At 66.4% G+C, this 22,288-nt stretch carries 1 protein-coding gene (running past one end of the window); it reads left to right on the top strand.

Translation table 11 applies throughout. From position 1 onward, the window contains the following. On the top strand, positions 1 to 22,288 hold the 3' portion of the coding sequence (locus QNI11_RS10080) for an LEPR-XLL domain-containing protein (protein WP_283983305.1). The gene continues 16,805 nt to the left of window position 1, outside the view; only the last 22,288 of its 39,093 coding nucleotides appear in the window; its start codon lies beyond the left edge, outside the window; its stop codon occupies positions 22,286 to 22,288.

The following is a 22,288-nucleotide window of genomic DNA, read 5'->3' as shown; positions in this document are numbered from 1 at the left end:
CCGCGAGGTGGTGGACCTGACCTCGACCGGAACCGGCGGCAACCACACCTTCACCCGTGACACGGTGGCAGGGATCACCGGCGTGGATACGGACGATACCGAGGATTCGCTGACCCTCGATACCGGCGGCATCGCGTTCGAGACCGGGGAAACCGTGGTCTACACCACCACCGGCAGCGCCATCGGCGGGCTGGTGAACGGCGGCACGTACCTCGTGCAGGCCATCGACGACGGGACGGTGAAGCTGGCGGCGCTGGCCCCGACGGGTGCCGCGGTGAACACCGGCGGCGACACCATCTTCGTCGGCGACCCAGCGTCGCCCTTCTTCACCGGCGAGGTCGTTCAGTACGACAGCAACGGCAATGCCGCCATCGGCGGGCTGGTGGACGGCGCGTTCTACACCGTGATCGCGGGCGAGGACGGCACCATCCGGCTCGTGAACGACCTGGACGGCTATGTCGACACGACCAACGACACGATCAACGTGGGCACACCCGCAACCGCTTTCACCACCGGCGAGGAAGTCACCTACGTCAAGGGCTCCGGCAGCCTGATCGACGGGTTGAGCGACGGCGGCACCTACTACGTCATCGACATGGGCAGCGGGCTGATCCGCCTCGCGGATTCGCTGGCGAATGCCAACAACGGCATCGGGGTGGATCTGACGTCGGGCGGTTCCGGCTTCGGCCATGCGATCCAGCGGACGGGCGAGCCGGATGTGCTCTTCGATCCGGATCTGGACATCGTGAACCTGACCTCGGCCGGCGGCGGTGCGGAACACATCCTGCATCGTTCGACCAGCGATGACGTGATCATCGACATCACGCTGGACCTGCCGGAGGACTTCTACCTTCAGCGCGGCACCTTCATCGACCTGAGCAGCGCGGGCAGCGGCGTCCAGAGCCTGCAGCGGCAGGACATCGGCACCGTCAGGTTCGACCCCTCGGCCCTGACCGGGACGGCGGGCACGGCGCCTGCGGCGACGGTCCTGAACATCGGCGGCCACAAGCTGAACGTCGAGGCGACCTCTGCCTACGAGGCGACGGCGGACAGCGTTGCGGGCGGTTTCGGCCTGCTCGCCGGTGCCACGGTGACGAAGTCGGTGGCCAGCGTGGTCGGCGATACGCTGGCCTATGTGGGCGAGGGCACGCAGGTCGTGGCCGGTGCGCTGGACGTGATCGCAACGTCTAACGACGCAGCCAATTCGCTGAACGAGTTCTACGCCATCGGCGGCGCGCTCTCGGTGAATGTGACTATCGCGGATGCGACTATCGACAGTCGGACGGAGGCCTTCACCGGCACCATGGCAGGCGCCACGCCCACCGCGAACAGTGTCACCTCCATCACGCTTACGCAGGGTGCCAATGGCAATGGCCGGGCCTTCATCGACGCGAACGGCAGCCAGACGGCCAACGCCGAGGCGGAGGGCATCGGTGCCTCCTTCGGCATCTCGGTCAACGTGCTGGTGCCGACGGCGGATGTCTCCGGAGCCGTGCGCGCCTACGTGGGCGAAACCACCGTGCTCGACGCGGACCGCCTGGACGTGACGGCGGACGGCGATGTCATGGACGCGACCGCCAAGGTCCGCTCCGGCACGATTTCGGGCTTTGCCTCGATCAGCGTGCTGCAATCCTCGGCGCTCGTCAGCGGTGAGGTCGAGGCCTTCATCGGCGCGCAGAACGACACGGGCTCCAGCCTGACCGCCGCTCCGCAGGTGACGATCACGCCCACCGGGGCCGATGTGGGCGACGGTGCCGTCGTCGTGGCAGCGGATGCCACCATGGACGCGGCCGCGGATACCGTGCTGGTCGGCGCCAGCTTCGGCCTGACGGTCAGCGCCGCGCGGCCCAAGGCCGAAGTCAGCGGTGCGACTCGTGCCTACGTCCGGGACGGCGTGGCGATGAGTGCGGCGACCCTCGACATCAATGCCGGGAACTCGGCGCTGGACGCGATCCAGTACAATGCCACGACGCATACGATCCTCGCGAGCCTCGCAGGCCTTGCGTCGGTGTCCTACCTCGAAGGCGAGGCGACTGTGACGGGCGAGGTTTCCGCCTATCTCGGCGCGCCCTTCGACGGGCCGGTAACGGGCGGTGCGGGTGTTGTCGACATCACGGGGGCGGTCACCATAGACGCATGGTCCGACATGAACGCCACCGCCGGTTTCGGTGACCTTGGCTTTACCGCGAACCTCGGCGGGCTTGCCGCGATCAGCATCTTCGACACCACGACGGACGTGGCGGGCACCACGCGCGCCTTCGTCGGGCAGGGCGGCACGCTGAACGCAGCCTCGCTCGCGGTGCATGCGCAGGGCGACTACGACGCGACCTCCACGACGCTCGGTGTGACGCTCTCGGGTGTCGTCGCCTTCACCGACATCACGGCGAACGCCACGGTGAGCGGCACGGTCGATGCGCATGTGGGCTCGGCCTACAACGCCACCCCGTCGAGCAACATCGGCATCGTCGACATCGACGGTGCCGTGACGATCACCGCCATCGGCAACATGTATGCGGCGCCGACCATCGGCAACCTGACCGCCTCCTCCATCGCCATCTCGCTGTTCGACCAGCGCGCGACGATCTCGGGTGCTGTGCGGGCCTATGTCGGGCAGGGCGTCGACCTTGAGGCCGACAGCCTGACGATCCTCGCCGACACGCCCTTCACGCAGGTCGGGGCCGCCGAGAACTACGGCGGGCACGAATACGGCATGGGCGCCTATGCGCGCAGCGCCAGCCTGTCGCTCGGGCTGCTGGCCTCCGTCACCGACATCAAGTCGGTCGCGACGGTCAACGGAACGGTCGAAGCGTTCATCGGCGCGGGTCGTGCCTTGGTGGCATCGGACGTGCAGACCGATGTGGACATCACCGGCGGCGCCGTCAGTGTCTCTGCCGACAGCGACATGCGGGCGGTGTCCGACATCGACTCCCTCAGCGCGAGCCTCGGGCTCAGCCTGAACCTGTTCCAGAATGACGCGAACGTCAGTGGCCGGACTTCCGCCTTCGTGCGCGACGGTGTCAACCTGACCGCCAGCTCGCTGGATGTGTCCGCCGGCAATGCCCTTGTCCCGAATGACAGGGCGATCAACCAGGCCGTTGCCCTCGCCTCCAGCTTCGGGATCGGTTTCATCGGCGAAGGCACGAGCCTGAAGCCCACCGCAACCGTCAGCAGCATCATCGAAGCCTTCGTGGGTGCGCCCGACGACGTGGCAGCGGGCGGCGCTCCGGGGGCGGTCGTCGCCGTCACCGGCGGCGTGGATTCCATGAATGTGACCGCCCTTGGCGACATCGACGCCATTTCCCGGACGGATTCCGTCTCGGCTGGCGGTCTTGTGCAGATCGGGAACTTCGAGCCGACCGCCATCGCAGGCGGCAAGACGCGCGCCTATGCGGGCAACGGCATCGAGCTACACGTCAGCGACCTCAACCTGCTGGCGGATGGCGACGCGAAGGCGGATGCCGAGCTCCTGAGTGTCGGCGTCACCGGCGGCGTGGCCGTGAACGGGCTGAAGCCCACGGCGATCACCTCGAACGACGTGGAGGCCTACGTTGGCCGCAATGACGACGCGACCGAGACAACGGACGTGGTGGTCAGGGTGCTGGGCCAGGATGGCGTGTCGCGCGGTACGGTGGATGCCGTGGCACTCGGTTCGACCATTGCCGATGCGGAGACGAGGGGCTTTGCCGCTGCGGGCATCGTCGGCGTATCGCTGGCCACCTCCGTCGCTGCGATGGAAGGCAAGACCCGCGCCTACGTCGGTCGCTATACCGACCTCACGGCGGGCGACGTGAACCTGACCGCGACCGAGGTCGCCGCCCAGGCGCTGTCCGAAGTCGCCAGCACCTCCGTCAGCGGTGCGGTGGACGTGGCCGTGCTGACCTCCGAAGCCTACGCGGCGCGGATCACCGAAACCTTCGTCGGCGACCATTCGACGGTCAACCTCGGCGCCCACAACCTGACAGGTGTGGCCACCACCAAGGTCCTCGACAACGCCAACCAGCTTGTTCCCATGGCCAGCGCATCCATTGCATCTGTGGGCGGCGCGGGTCTCGTGGACGTGAACGACATGACCGTGATCGCGGTCGTGGGCCAGAAGGATCCTGCCAGCCAGGAATCCGCTACGCGGGCCTATGTCGGGTCCAACTCCGACGTGACGGCGAACAACGTGACCCTCGATGCCGTGTCCAGCACGACGGTAGAGGCCGACGCGTCGAACTTCAGCGCGGCAGGCCTTGTCGCGGTTTCGGTCTCGACCATCACGGCACGCAACGCGCATGACGGGGCGGTATATATCGGCGACGACACCGACCTGACGCTTGACGGCACACTGCATATGCTCGCGGACAACACCGTCACCGCCCGTCCGCAGTCGAAGAACACCGGGTTTGCCGGGGCGGTCTCCGTTGGCAGCGCCACGATCCGGACCGACCTCGACGCGGACACCGACGCGTGGATCGGCAAGAACGGCATCATCTCGGCGGACAGCATCGACATGGAGGCCCGCGGCCTTCACACCGCAGAGGCCGCCGCGCTGAACACCGGCGTCGCCGGTCTCGTGGACGTGGCCCTGCTGGACGTGCAGGTGGTCGACAACGGCGGTGCCTCCGTCCGTATTGGTGCGGCCAACGGCGACGCCACGCCGGGCACCACCTCGATCACCACCACCTCCGGCGGCATCGACCTCGACGCGGCACTGACCTCGAACGTGACGGCCCTGACGTCCGCCACGTCGGTGTCGGGCCTCGGCTCCGGCATCGACACCGACACCAGCGCCATCAACAACGCGGCGGTGAAGGGGCATATCGGCAGCGGTGTGGACGTCGATGCGGCCACCGTCTTCCACATGCAGGGCAAGCTGTTGGGCAAGACCGACGCCTCCGCCACGTCCGTGCAACTGACCGGCGGCGTGTCGGTCAACGTCTCGGACACCGAATCCACCTTCAGCCCGGACGTGGTTATGACCACGGGGCAGGGCGGTTCCATCCATGCCGGGCAAAGCGTGACCGTCCTGGGCCTCCTGAACTACGACGAGGTGAACGACGAGTTCCTTCGGTTCTCGGACGGGTACGGCGCCTTCGGCAATGCCGAGGGAACCGGCGTCGCGCTGCTGGCCGCGGTGGATCACACCGTCATCGACGTGGACAACAACTCGCTGGTCGATGTGACCGTGGCAGAGAACATGTCGCTGACCTCCACCAGCGGTGACATCAACGTCGCCGCGCGGCATTCCAACGAGGCCTACGGCGCGGGCTCCACCGGCGGATTCGGCGGCTTTGCGCGGGTCGCGGACATCACCGCCGACATCAAGGCGACCGGGACGACCAACGTGTCCTTCCTCGGCGATGTGGGCGACGGCACCGCGGCTGCGGCCTCCGACATCAACTTCGACGCTGCGGCGCTGTCTGCGGCGACCTCGACCATGTCCTCGGGCGGCGGATCGATTTTCGGCGACTTTGCCGAGGGGCAGGCCAATGCCACCACCAACCACACCATCAACGCGACGTTCGGCGGCAGCGGCAGCACGATGAACGTGGCCAACAACATCAACGGCAAGGCCTTCCTGCTGGCCGACGCGGACGCGAGCGGCAGCACCAACGGGTTTGGCGGGTTCGTCAGCTCGGCCTCCGTCGGCACCGCTGCGGCGGCCACGGGCGTGGTGAACTTTACCGTAGGCGCGACGGACCACGTCGAGGCCGGCAACCTGATCGAGCTGGTGGCCGAGCAGGGCGGCGAAGGCAGCGACATCTCGGACGGCACCGTGCTGAACTCCAGCGCGGCCAACGACACCATCAACTTCGGCAACTTCCACAAGCTGAACGACGGCGCGACGATCACCTACAGCGGGACGACCGGCGGCGGCCTGACCTCGGGCAAGGACTATACCGTCGTCGTCTTCGACGATACGCAGATCCAGCTTGGCACCAGGTTCGCGCAGGGCAACGTCACGGTGAACCGCGACACGATCACCATTGCCAACCACGCCTTCGAAGACGGCGACCAGGTGATCTACAACTCGAACGGCGGCACGCCCATCACCGGGCTGTCGAACGGTTCGAAGTACCAGGTGAAGGTCGTCGACGAGAACACGATCAAGCTTCAGACCATCGGCTTCACCGAGGTCGAGGACAGCTTTACCCGCGCCATCGTGGACGCAGTCGACGACAAGATCCTCGACACCTCCACGCCGTTCAACAACGGCGACGTGGTGACCTATCGCCCGGCAGAGCCGCGCATCTTCGTGTCGACCTTCGTGGATGCCATCGTCACGCTCGATAACGAGAACACTGAGGTCAACGAGTTCAGCAGCACGCAGGACGGCTCGAACGTCGGGCGCATCTTCCTGCCCGGCCACGGTTTCTCGAACGGCGACGCGGTGATCTATACCGCGCTGGACGGCTACGAGATCCCGGGCCTGAACAGCGGTCAGACCTACTATGTCGTCAACGGCGGCGCGGCGATCGGCGGCACGCCGCTCGGTGCGGCCTACCAGCCCGATGCCAACTTCATCCGGCTGGCTGCCAATCCGGAGGACGCCATCGGTCGCGATCTGGACCCCGATCCCGGCGTCTTCGATTACGATCCGGTCGAGATCATCAATCTGCCCTACCGTTCCGACAATGCCGACACCGGCTTCGGTTTCGAAGGCCATTCGCTGATCGGCGTCGGAGAAAGCCCGGTCGGCGACCTGAACCCGGGGCAGTCGTACTACGTGGTCGAAAAGGACGCCAACGGCTACAAGCTGGCGACCGATGCGGCGGGCACGAACATCGTCAACCTCTACCTCAGCGGAAACACCGAGGGTGGCTCGCACCGGTTCGTGCGTGAAGGTATCGACCTGCAATCCACGGGGACCGGGTCCAACCAGACGCTGGTCTTCGACCTCACCTCGAACAGCCTGTCGGGCGTGTTCGACGGTGTGGGCGGTGCGGCGGGCTTTGCACTGCCGGATTCCGCGGATGGCATCGTGAACTCCTCGGCCGGCGGTTCGGGCGGCAGCCTCGGGTGGAGCAACCAGCGCGGCAAGACCTACGCCGCACAGGTGGCCAGAACGAACTTCACCATGGCGGCCAACGGGCACCTGAAGGCCGACGACATCACGATCCGCACCGACGGCGACGCGAACGCGGTCGCCAATGCGGATGGCGGCGGTGGCGGCAGCATCTCCATCGCCGGAGCCGAGGCCTATGCAACGGTGGTCAACACCAGCCTGATCGACATCGGCCAGAACGCCGTGATCGACGCCTTCAACGACATCACCGTCAAGGGCATCCTGAAGTCCTACGCTGCCTCCGAGGCCGAAACCACCAGCGGGAGCCTTCTGGGTGCCGGTGCGGATGGCACAGCGGAGTCGCGGATCTATTACGGTGTCGACCAGCAGATCAACGGCGACCTGACCGCCGGTGACGCGATCCTGATCCAGAACCTCGTGGACAACAACGCGACCGCGAAGTCCGAAGCCTACGGCGGCGGCATCTTCGGGGTCAGCACCTCTGTCGACGCGGTGGCCGAGGTTCGCAAGGCCTCTCAACTCAACGCCAACAGCGGCATATGGGCCCGGCACAACGTCAGCCTGCTGGAAGACCCCGATGCCGCGGGCGACGCCGAGGCGCGCATCAACGCCTACTATGACCAGTTCCGCGGGGCGGAGATCACGCTGAACGGCGCGGCCGATCTCGTGGCGCAGACCATCACCATCACCTCGGACGTGACGCGCAACCGCGCGAACAGCAACACCAACACCGTGGCCGGCGCCGCCGGCGGGTCGGCCAAGTCCTACTCGACCTCGCGCATCGTGGCCGAGAACCGGGTGGTGCTGAACAACGGTTCCGAGCTGACCGGCAACGAGTCGATCCTGGTGCAGGCGCAAAACCTGAACACCAACAACTTCGCCAAGTCGAAGGCGCGGCTCTACGCCATCGGCGGGTCGACCCGTGCCAATTCCACGAATGAGGTCACAAACGACGTCAAGATCGAAGGACATTGGGAATCCATCCTGCGCACCGCCGATCTGGACGTGAACGCCATAGACACCGGCGTGGACAACGACCGTTCGCGTAGCCCCGGCGGCGGCTACATCGGTCCGCGCCGTCGTGGCGGCGACAGCTCGACCGACCTGACGCGCGACATCTTCTGGGAAGCGCATGTCATCCTGCTGGGCGAGCCGAACCCCTACCTGCACATCGACCGCAACGGGGTCATCCAGTCGCTGTCCAACATCGACTTCCTCGGCGTGAACGCCGGCAAGACGGTGGGCGACACGCTCGACTTCATCAGCGCGAGCAACAAGCAGGTCGTGCTGGATGACATCATCTTCGACCAGGCGGGCAAGGCGACGTTCTACGCCAGCGCGGACTCGAGATATAATTCGCTTGGCCGCATCTGGGGCAACGAGGGCCTGATCGAAAGCCAGAGGAGCTGGGATTTCGTCACCCTGATCAACGAATCCGAATGGGATCTGGTCATCAACCACATCGACGCCATCGACGGCGGCGCGGTGGTCGACGTGATCGTGGACGACATCAAGTTCGACGGCTCGGGCGAGGGCAACAACACCTCGAACACCGCCGGGACGGTCGGCAACACCTTCGAGTTCCGCCTGAACCTGCTCTATCCGCAGACTGCGGTGCGCATCCTGAACATGGATCACGCGCTCGACAGCTTCGACTTCTACACCGGACCGGTGTTTGACAACACCGCATTCAACACCGCGGACAGCGACATCATCCTGCTGGGCGGGATCGAGAACACCTTCGGCCACACGCAGATCATCAACGAGCGCGGCAACATCCGCGCCGACCAGCCCGAACTGCGGATGAGCGATCCGAATGCGCCCTCCGTCGTGGTGACGCCGGTCTTCGAAGAGGCACTGATCCGCACCAACACCGTCGAACTGGATGCCTCGGGCGACATCGGCAACCAGTCTGCGCTGACGGGCCGCAAGGCCGTGGCGGTCGAGCTGCTGCGCATCGAACATGCCGTGGGCGAGGACGATCCGATCGAGCTGAAGGAAATCTCGCTGACCGCCGATGCCGGTGGCGACGCGGTGCTCGACATCACGCTGCACGACCGCACCACCGATGCCGGGCCGGTGACGGTCGAGATCGAGCGCATCCGGGCGGGTGACGACGTCGACGTCGTTATCAACGACAGCCTCGTGGGCAACGCGCCCTCGACGCTGACTGGCCTGTCCGTGCAGACCTTCAACCCGCCGGACCTTGTGACCACGCAGGCCCGCACGGGCAGCTACTTCCGCTACTGGAGCCCGGATGCAGACGGCGGCGCTTCTTACTATGACTTCATCGGCCGGTCGCTGAACACCACCGCCACCGAGGTCGACTCCACCTATGTCTTCGTCGAGGTGCGTGCCGGTGACGACATCGACATCGGCCATGTCACCACGAATGACGTTTACACCGATGGCGCGGGCAATCCTCTCCCGGGCGAGGAAAACCGCAGCTATCGCACGACCGACCTGTCCTACAGCCTGCCGAACCCGAACCCGCGGAAGATCACCGACATAGACGTGACGCCCGCGACGTCCTCGACCACCGTGAACTTCGTGGTCTTTGGCGACGCCGACTGGACCGGTGGCAGCAGCGACGACGGGGTCGAACAGATCTGGCTGACGACCAACGGCAACATCCTTGCGCAGGAACTGTCGGGCGACATGCTGGTGGGCCACATCCATTCGACCGCCGGTGACGTGACACTGTGGTCGGGCGGACGCATCCTCGATGCGGACGGCACGGCGACGGTCGACGTGACCGCCGCGAACATCACGCTCTATTCCGGTGTGCCGACCGGCGCGCAAAGCGGAAGCGCGGTGCTGACCCTGCTGCTGGGCCAGTCTGACGGCTTCACGGCTGGTGGCCTGACCGTGCTCAACGGCGTCGGATCGCCCGGCACCGGAGGCATCGGCGAAGGCGACGACTTCCTCGAGATCAACGTGGATCGCAACAACGCGGGCGGGGCGACCGGCCACAACCTCGACGCCTTCGACACCAACGCGGGCACCAACACCGGCATCTTCATCGACGAGATGACGGGCGACCTGCGCGTGGGCCAGGTGGAAACCGGCGGCGACGTGTCGCTGCGCACGGTGGCCGGCTCCATCGTCGACCGGCCCGAAGACGGCGCCGAGGACGTGACCGACGCGGACATCATCGCCCGCGCCGTCAACCTCGACGCCAACGGGCTGGGCGCCAGTATCGGCGAGATCGGCAACGACCTCGAGATCGACTCGCGAAACGGCAGCGCCGGCAGCGAGACCGTGGACGGCGTGTCGCTGGATGCGGCACAGGACGACGTGGCACTGGAGGCGCTCCAGAACATCTTTGTCACCGAAACCGAGGGCGCGCTACGTCTCGTGCTGGCGCATGCGCTTTACGGCACGATCCGCCTGACCGTCCGCGAAACCTCCGAGACGGAGGAGAACCTGCTGCTGGTCGACAGCGGCGTGGCGAACTTCGCGGAATCCGACGCCCGTTATCCGGGCTTGCAGGACGACCACAACCGCGTCGTGGCACACGGCACGATCTTCGCCGAGCGCGGTGACGTGCTGCTGCTGGTCGCGGACGGCGTTGTCACGGATGCGAACTCCGACCTGCTTGCCGCCGGTGACATCACGATCTTCGGCGATGCCAACTATGTCGACGGCGCCGATCAGGCGAGCGATCCCGATGCAGGCTATGGCACGCGCATGACGCTGCGTGGCCGCATGATCGCAGGTGCGGAAGTGACGCCGGGACAGGACGGCTTCAACGCCGGACAGCAGGGCGGGCCCGTCATGGGCTCGGCCATCGCGACCTTCACGACGCCGGTCTACGGCACGACCATCTTCGGCAACGACGACGTCGACCAGATCCAGTTTGGCGACACCAGCGGCGGCTCCGGCCAGACCACGCAGGGCAGCGACGGGTTCATCTACCTCGGCTCCCGCACAACGGTCTATGGCTCCGACACCGCGCCGACTGACGGCGCAGGCGTGAACGGCAAGGGGCTGAGCATTGGCGATGACGGCGAGGACCGGTTCCGCGTCTATTTCCTGCAGGACACCGCGACGGTGACGTCACCGTCGATGCTCGATGCGCTGCAGGCGCTGGGGCAGGCGGACGCGGGCCACACCCTGACGCTCGACGGGCAGGCCGACACCGACACCTACGAGATCTACGTGCTGGGCTCTGACGGGACGGACGAACGCAACTACGTCATCAACGCGCTGGACACCGGCGCCGAGGACGATGGCGTCGATGAGCTGCACGTGCTCGCGCCCTCCGCGTCGCTGACCGACCCCGATGGCACCGACGACATCTTCCTGATGCGGGCGATGCAGTACATCGGCGGCGAGGCGGCGGATCGTCCGGGCTTCGTGGCGCTGCTGCACGGCACGGTTTCCACCTACCAGGACGTTGTTCAGTTCAACGAGGACAGTGCCGAGGTCAGCCGCATCCAGTACGACAGCGGCATCAACGGCCGGATGATCGTCGAGGGCCGTGAGGGCGACGACCAGTTCTACTCCGACGACGTGACGGTCATCACGACGCTCGACGGCGGGGCAGGCGACGACACCTTCCAGGTCGGCCAGATCTTCGGGATGAACCGGACGCTCGACGCCAACATGCTGCCGACGGACATCTTCCCGGAACTGGTGGCGACCACGCGCGGCTGGCTCTCTCCGGGGTCCAGCGCGCCGCTGGTGGCGCAGGGCGGCACGGGCAACGACACCTTCCGCGTCTACTCCAACCAGTCGGAACTGCGGCTGGAAGGCGATGACGACAACGACCTGTTCATCGTCCGCGCCTTCGCGCTGGCGGCGACGACCGACTTCGACTGGAACGGCGACAGCTACGACGCCGACCCGTCGCAGGGCGCCATCGACGTGGACGACCTTGAGGCAGGCGCGGCCGTGATGGAGGCGCTGGAGACCCTGCGCACCACGAATGGCTGGACCGTCGCACAGGCTATCGACAACCTGACCGACGCGGACGTCGCTGGCTTCGACATCTTCATCAACGCCGCATGGCGGACGGATCTGAAGGCGAAGATGGCGGTCAACGGCGCCACCTCCTTCAACATCAACGGCGACTTCGGGATCAACTTCCTCGACCTGCTGCTGACGCCCACCGTGACCGACGATGTGATCGTTCTGGACGCGGACGGCGTCGCCTCGCCGCAGATCGGACTCGGATTCTCGGTCGCGCAGGCGCCCGACATCCGCGCCGGTGGCGGCCAGGACGAGGTGCGTTACAACGTCAATGCTCCGGTCTCCGTCGACGGCGGCGCGGGCTTCGACAAGATGGTGATCCTCGGGACGGAATTCGCGGACGACATCGTGATCCGGGCCGACGGCATCTTCGGCGCGGGCCTGAACGTCCGTTACTCCACCATCGAGGCGATCGAGGTGGACGGCCTCGAAGGGGATGACGAGTTCTTCGTGCTCTCCACCGCCTTCGGCGTCAGCTACCGCGTGATCGGCGGCCTCGGGTCAGACGTGATCAACGTCGGCGGCGACGTGACCGAGGACATCGTGACCCGCGAACTCGAAGGCGCGACCGGCACGGTGGACCACCTCGTGCGGTCCTCTGACGTGCTCTACGACGGCGTGGTCATCGACGGCTTCGACTACAACGTGGCGCGCGACGACTCCGGCCTCGTGGTCATCAACGAAGAGGCGGCGGGCGACACCTCTCAGGGCCGTACCGTGGTGGGCGAGGAGAGCCTGCTCGCCGACCAGTACGCCGACTTCTACACGATCCGGCTGGCGCAGGCGCCGACCGACGTGGTCTACGTGACCGTCTCGGCGGCGCGCAGCTTCCAGGAAGAGCGCGACATCGACCCGATCACCGGCCAGCCCTACGACCTGAACCCCGACTTCCTGACCGACGCCCTGGGCGAGACGGTCTGGCTGTCTGCGGTCGATCCGACCGGCGGCGCGACCCCGGGCGGGGCAACAGTCACCGATCTGGACTTCCAGCGCACCGTCGTGATCAACGGCGTGACGGCCTACATCTCGCAGAACGCGATCACCTATGCCTTCACCGCGGCCAATTACGCCAATGAGGTCGGTGTCTACGTCTTCGCACCGGATGACGACCGCTCCGAAGGCGACCGCGTGACGGTCATCCAGCACAGCGTTGTGTCCGAGGACATCGCCTACAACGGCATCGACGTGCGCAATGTCGAGGCCGAGGTGCTGGACAACGACACGCCGGGCATCAAGGTGCGCGAAGTGGATGCGGCCGGCAACGATGACGGGCGCACCGTCGTCGTCGAGGGCACCGACACCACCGAGCTGACCGACGAGGTCCGCCTGTCGCTGGCCCGCGATCCGGCCTTCGGCGAAACCGTCGTGGTCGACATCGTGGTCGACGTGGACAGCGACAACGCGCTGGAGTTCTCCAACATCACGGGCGACAGCCGCCTGAACCTCTTTGCCTCGACCTCCGTCCGTCCGAGCGACGGCAAGGTCGTCATCGGCACCATGACCTTCACCAACAACGGCGCGCCGGGCTGGGATGATGAGATCCGGCTTGGCGTGGAGGCGCGCGACGACTTCGTCCGCGAGGACCTCGAAATCGCGGTGCTCGAGTTCGAGCGCAACGATGCGACGACCGACGCCGACTACATCTTCCCGAACCTGCGGTCCGGATTCCAGATGCTCGACGTGGAGGTGCACGACAACGAGACCTCTGGTGCGGTTGTGCTGGAGACCGGCGGCGACACGCTGCTGGTGCCCGACAACGCGGACACCGTGACGGATGAGACGGAGACGGACAGCTACCAGATCCGCCTGACGCGCCAGCCCGACGACAGCGTGACCGTCGCGGTGCTGACGGATGGCCTGGCCGATGTGACCTCGATCGAGGGCATCACGATCACGCCCGAGGACTACGCCGTGATCGGCGGGCTCCAGGCGACGCAGCTGTTCTCCGGCAACCTCGTCTTCGGCACCGACGGTTCGGGCAACCTGACCGTCACGCGCGGCGAAGGGGCCGACCTGGGCAGCTTCCAGGACGAAGGGTTCTTCGGCGAAAGCCTCGAAGCCTCCGTCCGTTTCGACGGCACAGTTACCTTCGGCAACGACGGCACCAACCTGACGATCGGCGGGGCGGGTGTCGGCGGCAGCTTCTCGGCCGGGGACACGATCCGTGTCCGCGCCGGGTCTGCAGGCGGCTTCGACACGAACAATGACGACTATGTCGTGTCCTCCGTCAGTGCCAACCAGATCGTGCTGACGGCTCTTCTGGCCAATGGCGACTGGGATACGGCGGGTAGCGCGGACGACGTGCAGCTCTCCGACTTCGCCACCGTGCCGGGCGAGCGCATCCGCCTCGACGGGCTTTCCGGCGCGTTTGCGGCGAACAACGGCGATTACGTCGTCATGTCGGTCAGCGCGGATGGCCAGACCCTGACCCTGACCGCCACCACCGCTGACGTGCCCGGCTGGGCGCAGGGCGCCGCCGACACGGAGGCTGTACTGTCCGACCTGGCCGAGAACTTCATCTTCGAAGGCACGGTCAGCTTCGGCGAAGAGACCGATCCGCTGGCCTTCCCGGGTCAGTTCCTCGACATCGGTTTGGCCGGTGCACAGGAAGGCTGGCTGGCTGACGGGTTCCTCGAAGGCATGTGGGTCCGGATTTCCGACCTGAACGGTGGCAACCCGGCGGTCGAGGCCAAGATCCAGCTGATCCGCGGCGACAACGACAGCCAGGACGCCAAGCTGCAACTGATCCACGTCACCATCGACGGCACCGAAATGGCGCTGGCCGACACGTGGCTGGGCGATGCGGCAGCGGACCAGGTGCAGGTGGTGCGGATCGCGCCCGAGGTGACCTTTACCGACGGCAACTGGTACGACCTGCAGACCGTCACGCTGACGGCGGACGCGGACTATGTCGTGCCGCCGACCCGCGATGGCGTGAAGATCTTCCCGGTCTCCACGCATCTGCTGTCCAAGCTGCGCGGCCCGCTTGCGGTCGAAGGCGGTCCCGCCGGGGCCGACCGGTCGCTGACCGCGGGCGTCAAGCTGCCGGGCGAGGCGGACGACTTCCTGATCGCCATCGGCGCACAGCCGCCGGAAAGCCAGCAGATCGACGTGCTGAATATCTTCAACGACTCGAGCCAGGCGGACACCTCCGGTGTGCTGACGCAGACCACGCTGCGCGGCTTCGGCATGGCCGACGACCTCGTGTTCGAGAACGTGTCCGGCCCGCTCTACGGCGAGGCGCCGGAAGGCTCGACCTCGATCACCGTTCCGGGCGGCATCAGCTTCGGGAAGATCAACTACGGATCGTTGAGCGTCGGCGCCGATAGCGCGCAGTCGACCATCGAGGTCCTGAACATCATGCTGGGGCAGGGCAACGACACGCTGGAGATCAACGGCACGCTCGATCCCGCGCCGTTCGTCTCGGCGCAGAACGTGTTCAGCTTCTCCGCACCCGGGCAGGACCCGGACCAGGAAGACGCCTTCGACACGTTCTACACCGTGCGCTCCGAGGACATCGACTGGAAGGCAGAGGGCTTCCTGCCGAACCAGACCGTGACCGTCGACGCCGTGCCGGGCGTGTTCTTCACCGTGGTCGAGGTGGCGGATGCCATCTACCTCGACGGCGAAGGCCAGCCGGTCCTGCAATCGGGCGCCTTCCTGCGTGATCCCAACGACAACTCCGTCCTCGTGCTGGAGGCCGTGGGCAGCCTGACGGCGGCGCAGCTCGACGATCTCGTCGCCGCCTTCGCGGGCGAAGTACGCCTTGTCGCGGTCGATGCGCTGGTGCTGGATCACTACACCTACGGTGTCGAGAGCACGCCCACCGGCGCCGTCCTGACCGGCATCGACTGGGAAAGTGAGGGTTTCCTTGAAGGGCACCTCATCAACATCGGTGGCGAGGACGGCAGCTTCGACACGGCGGTCCAGTACCGCGTGCTGTCGATCGAGGGCGACCGGATGGAGATCCTCGGCGACACGATCGAGGCGGCGGTTGCAGCCAGCAGCAACATCTGGGTGCAGGGTCCGCATGGCGGCCTGACCGTCGTACATGGCGGCGGCAACCTGCCGGTGCAGACCTTCGGCGCCTACACGACCGAAACCATCTCCGACAGCAACTACCTGCTGCGCGACGATGGCCGCGACTGGGCGAACGACGGCTATACCGTCGGCCAGCTCATCTACATCGAGGGCGAGACCGACACGCGCGAGATCCTCGCGATCCTCGACGCGGACGACGTGCCCTCCGCCACCACCGACTTCGACAAGCCGGACGGTGCCTCGGCGACCTGGGGCAACGGCTCCGTGCTGGTGCTCAGCGGCGATCCGATTGCGCCGGTGGACGAGAACGGCGACGGCTCCATCGACATCCACAAGTCCGTCGCGCTGAAGGTGGAGGTCACGACAACTGTCACGCTGCTGGCCGATCAGCTTGGCCGCACCGACGGCGGCAGCTGGCTGGACGACGGTTTTGCACCTGGGCAGGTGATCTTCATCGAAGGCATCCCGGGCGGCTTCACCATCGACAGCGTCACGGCCGAGACCATCACGCTGGCCGGGGCAGCAATCCACGAGTGCGTCATCGAGGAAGGCACGGAGATCACGGTCTACCGGATCGACCTGTCGCGCGACGACGGTGCGCAGGTCGGCGGCGATCACTTCATCATCGGTCTGGACCTCGACGCGCTTGGCGTGGACGCCAGCGACGGCATCGACGCCGCCGAGCAGGCCATCCTCGACAACGCGGTGCTGGCCGGATCGGAGAGCCCGCTGGTGGTCTACGGCGACACGAGCCAGGACGGCGTGTGGTACGGCGGGCGGTCCTCCGACCGGCTGGGTCTGGAATTCGGTCCCAAGCCGTTCAACCCGTTCCCGGATCTGCCCGACGAGGAGAACGAGGACGACGAGTGGGTCTTCCCGCTGGCCAATCCCTTCGATTTCGCGGGCAACGACGTCATCGACGCCAGCGCGCTCTTCGCCTACCGCGATGCGCAGTCCGTGGGCTTCACGGCCTATGGCGGCGCGGGCAACGACTCCATCATCGGCTCGCAGGCCGGTGACCATCTTGCCGGCGGTTCGGGCGACGACACGATCCTCGGGCAGGACGGCACGGACCACATCTACGGCGACAGCGGCGTGAACGTGAACATCCTCACCCGCGCGCTGCACATCGTGACCTCCGACAACAGCCCGGCGCCGACCATCGACCCGACGCAGGGCGCCTCCGACCAGACGTTCAAGCCGGTGCGCGTGGCCAGCCCGATGCGCGACGACATGCAGGCCGGTGTCGACGTCCTCTACGGTGACGACAGCATCGCAGGCACGCCGGAGAATACGCCCAACATCATCTTCGGCGACCATGGCCAAGTGGTGATGTGGGTCGACGATCCGAACCTGCCGCCGGTGCTGCTGCAGCGCATCCAGACCACCGACATGGGCCTGGTGCTGGAGATCAACACGGTGGAGTTCCAGAACGGCGGCGATGATGTGATCTTCGGTTCCGCCATCGAGGACCTGCTGATCGGCGGCGCGGGCAACGACATGATCGACGGGCGCGAGGGCGACGACCTAATCTTCGGCGATCACGTCTCGCTGACCCAGCGCTTCCTCGACGCATTCGGCAACCGCGTGGATCATCCGACCGACATGCTCGACATGACCAGCCTGCGCTTCCAGGCGCTGGCGGGCGTGCTGATGTACTCGCGGACCGATCGCAACAGCGCGGCGCTCATGGGCGACGGCACGACCGCAGCTCGGACGCCGGAGTTCGCCTATGCCGCCACCGGCACGGACTCGCTGAACGAGTACAACTCGGGCCGCCTGCTGACCAACGGCATCGCCCAGATGTACCGCGACACGGACGGCCCGGACTGGTGGAGCGCGTTCGAGATCGACTACGCCCAGTTCCACACCTTCGCCATCAACGACGGTCGCGAGGGCGTGGGCTCCTTCGGCAACGACTACATTGCCGGGGGCGCGGGCAACGACCAGATCTTCGGCCAGCTCGGCCATGACGTGATCCAGGGCGACGGCTCCATCGACGACGCTGTGGCGGGTATTGCCCATGTCGGCGCGGCCCGTGTGCCCAACGTCGACGGTTTCGGCATCGACGATCCGGTCGGTCCGCTCACCGTGGTTGCCAGCTTCGAGGCCCTGACCGACGGTCAGGACTACATCGAGGGCGGCGGCGGGCGCGACGTGGTGTTCGGCGGCCTGGGCCAGGATGATATCGTCGGCGGCTCTTCGGACTTCTACAGCCTCGTGACTTCCGAGAACCGCCCCGACAGCGACGATTGGCTGTTCGGCGGTGCGGGTCTCCAGATCGACCGCAACAACGGCTTCGATCCGCTGGCCGACACCGACGGCAACCCGGAGACCTACGGCGAGGACGTCACAACGGCACTCGGCGTGGCCTATGCCGACAAGCATGGCCGCGACAGCGACGCCATCGTGGGCGACAACGGCGACATCATCCGCATCGTCGGGGTCAACGGTGTCGACATCAACCCGACCGGCGATCCGGCGAACGGGCCGAACTACGTCGAGTTCAACTACGACAACTACGGCGGCGAGAAAATCGTCGTGCGCGGTGTACGGCTGATCGACTACACGCCCGGCGGACCCGATTTCGCGCCGGAGACCGAAGGGCAGGGCCGCCTGATGTGGTCCGAGACCTGCGATCCGAACGATGGCTTCTGGTCCACCGACATCGGTGGCCACGACGAGGTGCACGGCGAGACCGGGGATGACTTCATCTACCTCGGCGGCGGCTTCGACATTGCCTTCGGCGATGCGGACGACGACGACATCATCGGCGGCTGGGGTCATTACTGGATCTCCGGCGGGACCGGCGATGATGGTATCCTCGGCGACGACGGCCGGATCTTCACCAGCCGTAACACCAGCGCGGAGCGTGCCGGCGAACTTGGCCAGAACGAGACGCTGTACGGCATCGACTACCTGCTGAACCGCGATCCCGACACGCGCACCAGCCAGGGCAACGTCCTGAACGAGCTGATCCGCACCCCCGGCAACGTGCAGGTGGAGCTGATCAACGTCGCGGGCGAGCTGAAGAAGAGCGTCGACCTCACGCCCTTCGCGCTTGGCGAGACCTGGGTGATCGACGATCCGCTGGGTCAGAACCCACGCTATGCCGACGACGTGATCTTCGGCGGTCTCGGTGTGGATTGGCTGCATGGCGGCGACGGCGACGACGCGATTTCCGGCGCGGAGGCGCTGGAGGACAGCTATGCGCCGCGCTTCGGCCAGCTGCGTGACGAGAACGGCGCGCTGATGTTCGACGAATTCGGCGAACTGGTGATCGGCATCGTCGGCCTTTACAAGTCGGACTTCAACAGCCCGTTCAACCCGGCGGATATCCTCGCCTTTGGCGACGACACCGACCCGTGGAACGATCCGAAGCCGATCCGGGCGCGCCTTGGCGAGTTCTTCCTGTACGACGAGTACGACGCGCGCCGCACGATCCTGTTCGAACTGTCCGAGGATCACACCGGAACGACCGGCTACCACGGCCTCGTCTGGGGCGACGACGGATCGACCGTCTCCGACGACACCGACCCGACGCTGCTGCACTACTTCCTCAACTTCCACGATAACGAGGGCGTCTCGGCGCTGGGTTATGTGGCCTTCGAGCCGAACGGCCAGACCCCGGACGAGGACGTCCCGGCAGAGTTCCGCCAGTCGGACGGCGACGACATGATCTTCGGCGACCTGGGCAACGACTGGATCGTCGGCGGCACAGGCCGGGACCGCATGTACGGCGGCTTCGGCAACGACCTGATGAACGCTGACGACGTGATGGGCGGGCCGGCGGTCTACCTGCGCGACGCGGAAGGCGGGCTGATCCTCGGCGGCGGCGCACCTGTGAAGCTGTCGGACGTGTCGGTGCACGACGCCCATTCGGGCCTGAACGACGGGACGGACACCCACTGGCTGTACGAAGACCGTGCCTTCGGCGGGGCAGGGCTCGACATCCTGATCGGCAACACCAAGGGCGACCGCCTGATCGACTGGGTGGGCGAGTTCAACAGCTACATCGTCCCCTTCGCGCCTTTCGGCATCGCCACGGTCAGCCGCCAGGTGCCGCCGCACCTGTTCGACTTCCTCTATGCGCAGGCCTTCGGCGACGGTGTCGACATCACCCGCACGGCGGACGGCAACGCGCCCAACCACAACGACCGCTATTCCAACGTGGCCCTGCTGCAGGGCGGCCTGCGTGGCGAGATCGGGCTGGTGACGCAGAAGGACCACGGCTACTGGCAGGACCAGACCGGCGGACCGAGCGATCCGCAGGCGGGCAACATCCCCGGCGGACGGCGCGACGTTCTGCGGACGTCGGACTTCAACAACAACTCCGGCGACATCTTCATCCGCGACACCGGCAATATGACGGTGCAGGGCGGGGCGCTGACCCTCGCGGCCACCAGCACCACCTCGCAGGCGTCGGCGGTCTACAATCTGGATGAGTATCTGCCGGGCTACTACGAGATCCGCGCGCAGATCTCGACCGCGAAGCCCACGGGCGGGTCGAAGTCCAACGCCTACATCATCTTCGACTACAAGTCCGACATCGACTTCAAGTACGCGGGCATCAACATCTCGAACAACAAGATCGAGATGGGCTATCGCGACGCGTCGGGCTATCACGAGCTGGTCCAGTCCAACAAGCCGGTCCGGATCAAGCCCGACACGATGTACGACGTGCTGGTCGCGGTGAACGGCACCAACGTAACCGTGCAGGTCAACGGGGTGAACTGGTTCACCTACGACTACGTGCCGGAGATCGACATCGACGGCCAGCCGATCCCGCTCAACAAGGGCTTCGTCGGCTTCGCAACGGATGGCGGAACGGCCACGGTCGACAACTTCACCGTGCAGGTCCTGCCGCCGGACTGGACGATGGAGATGACCGACAGCTTCGAGGCTGCGCCGGCCCTCTTCATGCAGCCGGAATCGGGCGACTGGACGCTGGACACGGTGACTGCCGAGTACGCCGCGCTGGTGGGTGACGACTCCGTCGCCGTCAGCCTGATCGACCTCGGTGCGGATGTGTCCGCCTCCTCGGTCCTGGAGGTGGAGACGACGCTGGCGCAGGGCGATGTGGGCGGGCTGGTCTTCGACCACTACGACGACACCCGCTACAAGTTCGTGCTGGTGGATGCGCCCAACGACATGGTCCTCGTGGGTCACGTGGACGGGGCATCGGGCGTGGTCATCGACCAGACCTTCGCGGCGAGACTCGACCCGGCGCAGACCCAGCACCTGAAACTGACGACCTCCGGCGCCTCTCTCAAGATCGGCGTGAACGGATCGAACGTGGGCAGCTTCGGGTTCAACTCCGTGCTGGTGGATGGCGACATCGGTCTGATGACCTTCGACGACGCGGCCTTCCAGGACGTGACCGTGCGGTCGAACGACACGGCCTTCGAGGTGGAGGACGGCCTGAAGGCCACCGACATCGGGCAAGGGGCCGATACCGTGACCGAGGCCGAGGTTGCCGCGCTGAAGGACGCGGCCATCCGGATCATGGTCGAGCGGATGGGCCTGAGCGCCGAGCAGGAGGAATTGCTCCGCGCGGTCGAGGTCACGGTTGCCGATCTGGAAGGGGCGCTGCTTGGCCGGGCCACCGGCCACGGTATCCACGTCGACGCCGATGCGGCGGGCCACGGCTGGTTCGTCGACCTGACACCGCTCTCGAACGAGGAATACCTCGCCGACGTGAACGGTGTCCTGCGGGCGCTGCCGGCGGCGGCCTCGGCCGGGCGGATCGACCTGCTCAGCGTGCTGACCCACGAACTGGATCACATGCTGGGGTCGGTGCACCTGTCCCACGCCGAGGACGGCGACCTGATGGGCGACACGTTGTCGACCGGAACGCGGCTGTCCTTCTTCGCCGATGGCGAAGATGCACCCACCGGCGGCACGCTGATCTACGACGACACCACAGGCGGTTTCGTCACCGACGAGGGTTTGCGCCACATGACCTCGGCGCGGACACTGCGGCTGGATCTGGACGCCGGAACCGTTGCCGTCCCGGATGCGGATGTCAGCGACGCCCCATTCCTGCTGACCGATCCGATCCCCGGAACGGCCAGCCCGGACGTGCCGCGCGTGTCCGACACGCTGGTCGTCTGGACTGCGCCCGAAGCGACGGCTCCGCAGGACGGCGAGACGGCATCCGGCAACGAGAAGGCTGCATCCGACACCGGCAAGAAGGCCGGGGCGGATGTGACATGGAAGGCGCGCAGCGGTCTGCTCGATCGGCTGAGCGGCCTGTTCCACTAA

Source organism: Sagittula sp. MA-2 (assembly GCF_030126985.1).
GTDB lineage: Bacteria > Pseudomonadota > Alphaproteobacteria > Rhodobacterales > Rhodobacteraceae > Sagittula.
Note: the sequence above shows the minus strand (reverse complement) of the source record. Positions and strands in the feature narration are given on the sequence as shown.